The organism is Maritalea sp. (assembly GCF_047634455.1).
GTDB lineage: Bacteria > Pseudomonadota > Alphaproteobacteria > Rhizobiales > Devosiaceae > Maritalea.
The window spans coordinates 1-3,798 of sequence record NZ_JBLIAI010000112.1 but is presented as its reverse complement, the minus strand read 5'-3'; the positions used below and the strand labels follow the sequence as shown (position 1 = coordinate 3,798).

The following is a 3,798-nucleotide window of genomic DNA, read 5'->3' as shown; positions in this document are numbered from 1 at the left end:
GATGGAAGCCAAAGGACTGATTGAAAAGCATGAATGTCCCGAAGACGGGCGCGGTATTGCGCTGACAATCACCGATCAAGGGCGCAGCATCCGCCAGCAAATGTGGGCGGTTTATGGCCCCGCCATGGACAATGCGTTAGGCAAAAAGCTGACTGCAACCGAAGTGACGACACTTGCTGAACTGTTGGGTAAGTTGGCATAAAAAACGGGGCCTGAAGGCCCCGCAAAATGATGCAAATTTGGTTCGTTCTTAATCGCGTGTAAGTTCGGCCAGCGCGTCGGCAAAAATATCGATTTTGTCGACGCCAAGACCAGCAATATTCATGCGCGAATTGCCCACCATATAGACGCCGTTGTCTTTTTTCAGCTTCGCCACTTGTTCTGGCGTAATGCCGATCAAAGAAAACATGCCGCGGTGCTGCGCGATAAAATCATAGTCAGCACTGTTAGAGCGTTTGCGCATGGCTTCAGCCAGGTTTTCGCGGATGGTGACCATGTGATTGCGCACGTCGGTCAATTCAGCTTCCCATTCGGCACGCAGCTCTTTGTCATTGAGGATGATATTCACAATTTCAGCGCCGTGATCGGGTGGCATAGAATAGTTAGCCCGCGCAGCGCCGAGCAGTTGCGAGAATGTGACATTGGCTGATTGCTCATCTGTGGCAATGATCATGGCGCAACCGACGCGCTCCCGGTAAAGCCCAAAGTTTTTAGAGCATGAAGCCGCAACTGCCATTTCTGTCAATGTTGAAGTAAGCTTGCGCAAACCGTATGCGTCTTCTTCCAAACCGTCGCCAAAACCGAGATAGGCGATATCGACAAGCACAAACACGCCAGCGTCCTTGATAATGTCGGTGAGTTTGTCCCACTGGTCATTCGTCAGGTTTGCGCCGGTTGGGTTGTGGCAGCACCCGTGCAGCAACAAAATGTCGTCGCTGGTCATTTTAGCAACGGCAGCGCACATATCATCAAAGCGCACATTGCGTTTTTCGGGGTCAAAATATGGATAGGTTGCGGTTTTCAAACCAGCCGCTTGCATCAAAGGAATGTGGTTTGGCCAAGTTGGATCAGAAATGTAAACTGTCGCGCCGGGCTTTGCGATGTTCAACAAATCTGCAATCAAACGTAGAGCGCCAGTGCCGCCGGGCGCTTGGGCTGCGCGCACGCGATCGCGCGAAATGCTGTCACCAAGAATAAGGTCAACCATGGCATTGTTAAAGCCAATATTGCCGGCCATGCCCACATAGGTCTTGGTGGTTTGGTCTTTCACCCGTTTGGCTTCCGCCTTTTGCACAGCCGTCATAATCGGCGTATTGCCGGTTGCGTCTTTATAAACGCCGACGCCTAGATCGATCTTATTGTCACGATCGTCTGCCGCAAATTCAGCGATGAGCGCAATAATTTTGTCTTCTGGTGCGGGGGATAGTTTTTCAAACATGACCTATTTCCGGATTAGATGTTTATGTCGAATTTGGCACCTATTTGTGTTAACCAGCGCAAACGTAACAAGCAAGTGATTTGCATGGGAAATAGGTTCAATAGAGACTGGTTTTTCTGAACCAAACGATCAGGAATATTGTCTATGCGCTCCCTACCCTTCGCTGGCTGGCTTTTTTTTGCTCTCGCACTTTCTCTGCCAGCAATGGCGCAAGGGTTAGTGCCTTTGCCCAACAGTTTTGTCGTAAAAGGTGAAAACCAAGTGGCGCGCGCATGGTTGGCGAACCCCACCACCCGCTATCAACATTTTGTTTTGGGCGACCAGTTTGAAGCGGCTAGTCTGGTCGTTGAACTCAGAAACGGAACCGTCCTGCGATATGATTTGCCGCAGAATTTGGTGATTGAAGATCGCCACGTGCGCTTGGCCGACTTAGACAATGATGGCAAAGATGAGCTGATTGTGGTGATGAGTTCGATCTTACAGGGCGCGGCGATGGCCGTATTTTCCGTCGATCAGGAAATTACGTTGCTGGCGCAAACGCCTCATATCGGTTTGCCCTCGCGTTGGCTGAACCCTGCTGGCATCGCCGATTATGATGGTGACGGAAAACTCGAGATTGCCTTGGTGCAAAAACCGCATCTGACCAAACGGCTTGAATTTTGGCGTTTGGCGGGTAAAGATTTGCGACGCGTTGCTGCGATGGATGGGTTCTCGAACCACCGTATTGGCTCGCGTAACCAGCTGATGAGCGCCAATTTTGATGTCAATAATGATGGTGTGATTGATCTGTTATTGCCGGGTTCTGACCGACAAAACATAAAAGCTGTTACTCTTTTCCCAACACCCAAAACGCTCAAAAGCTGGGCATTACCCAGTCCTGTTGACGGTGCATTTTCAGTGCGCGGTAATGGTGAAAAGCAAATCCTGAACGTGATCCTGCAAAATGGGGAAAAGCATGCTATCGACCTGAATTAAGTTGAACATTGTCTGACATTTTGCTTTTCAACGGGAAAAGGTTGGTGCACAATAATGGTCCAACCAGTGCGCGATGACGTGATCATCCAGTAGCGCACATCAATAGACTTACAAATAGAGCTTACCGGGAGAACAAAGTGCCTATTATCAATCGCATTGCCGAATTTCATGAAGAGATCACGGCCTGGCGTCGCGACCTGCACGAAAACCCCGAAATTTTGTATGAGGTGCATCGCACCGCAGGTAAAGTTGAAGAACTGTTGAAAAGCTTTGGCTGCGATGAAGTGGTGCCGGGCATCGGGCAAACTGGTGTTGTTGGGATCATCAAAGGCAACAAAACCGGTTCTGGGCGGGTGATCGGCTTGCGCGCCGATATGGATGCTTTACCGATTTTTGAAAAGACCGGGTTGGAACACGCCTCCAAAACTGACGGCGCAATGCATGCATGTGGACACGATGGTCACACAGCAATGTTGTTGGGCGCTGCAAAATATTTAGCCGAAACCCGCAATTTTGACGGCACGGTTGCGGTGATTTTTCAGCCTGCTGAAGAAGGCGGCGCAGGCGGCAAAGCCATGGTTGATGATGGGATGATGGAGCGCTTTGGCATCGAAGAAGTGTTCGGCATGCACAATTTCCCTGGCATTCCAGTTGGTCAATTCGCGATCCGCGAAGGTGGCATAATGGCCGCAGCTGACCAATGGACAATCAACGTTACTGGTGTTGATAGCCACGCGGCGATGCCTCACCTTTCTGTCGATCCAGTGGTCATTTCCGCCCACATTATCACAGCGCTGCAAACTATCGTTTCACGCAATGTTGACCCAATTCACTCCGCCGTTTTGTCGACCACTAAAATCAATGGCGGCACCGCGTTCAACATTATCCCGATGAATGTAGAAATTTGCGGCACGGTGCGGGCGCTAGACCCTGACGTGCGCGAAAACGTGAAGGCTCGGCTGATTTCAACGGCGCAAGCGATTGCCGCAAGCTTTGGTGGCAAGGCGGATGTGGATTATCATGACGGTTATCCTGTAACCATGAATGCACCAGCGCAAACAGCATTTGCCGCGTCAATTGCACAGAAATTGGTGGGAGACGAGCGGGTCGACACCAATGTTGCACCGACCATGGGCGGTGAAGACTTTTCATTCATGGCCAATGCACGCCCCGGCGCGTTTATTATGATTGGCAATGGTGACACGGCAGGTCTGCACCAAGACACATATGACTTTAATGACGAGGTGATCCCATTCGGTTCGTCCTATTGGGCGCAACTGGTTGAAACGGCCATGCCTGCTAGCTAGAATAAAGTTCCTGACCAAAAAGGTCCCTTGCCCCGCCATCGTGCGGGGCTTTTTTGTGCCTAGATTACTTTGTCGAGC

4 protein-coding genes are annotated in these 3,798 nt (G+C 50.7%); 3 read left to right on the top strand and 1 reads right to left on the bottom strand.

The window, feature by feature from the left end; all coding sequences use genetic code 11:
* Positions 1–202 (top strand): MarR family winged helix-turn-helix transcriptional regulator (locus ACJAZW_RS15280; protein WP_415159650.1); only part of this gene is annotated, 202 nt, incomplete at its 5' end.
* Positions 203–250: 48 nt separating this feature from the next.
* Here ACJAZW_RS15280 and ACJAZW_RS15275 read toward each other — a convergent pair.
* Positions 251–1,438, bottom strand: coding sequence for an aromatic amino acid transaminase (locus ACJAZW_RS15275; RefSeq protein WP_415159648.1), 1,188 nt, complete (start codon positions 1,436–1,438; stop codon positions 251–253).
* 144 nt (positions 1,439–1,582) lie between these two features.
* On the opposite strand from ACJAZW_RS15275, the gene ACJAZW_RS15270 reads away from it, so the two are divergent.
* Complete coding sequence (locus tag ACJAZW_RS15270; RefSeq protein ID WP_415159646.1) at positions 1,583–2,413, top strand: FG-GAP repeat domain-containing protein; 831 nt, start codon at positions 1,583–1,585, stop codon at positions 2,411–2,413.
* Positions 2,414–2,550: 137 nt separating this feature from the next.
* On the top strand, positions 2,551–3,720 hold the full coding sequence (locus tag ACJAZW_RS15265; protein ID WP_415159644.1) for a M20 aminoacylase family protein: 1,170 nt from the start codon (positions 2,551–2,553) through the stop codon (positions 3,718–3,720).
* The last annotated feature ends 78 nt before the right edge of the window (positions 3,721–3,798 follow it).

Excerpts from the sequence above, each read along its gene's own strand:
- ACJAZW_RS15270 (WP_415159646.1), top strand. The coding sequence starts at position 1,583 with ATGCGCTCCCTACCCTTCGCTGGCTGGCTTTTTTTTGCTCTCGCACTT.
- ACJAZW_RS15275 (WP_415159648.1), bottom strand. The coding sequence starts at position 1,438 with ATGTTTGAAAAACTATCCCCCGCACCAGAAGACAAAATTATTGCGCTC.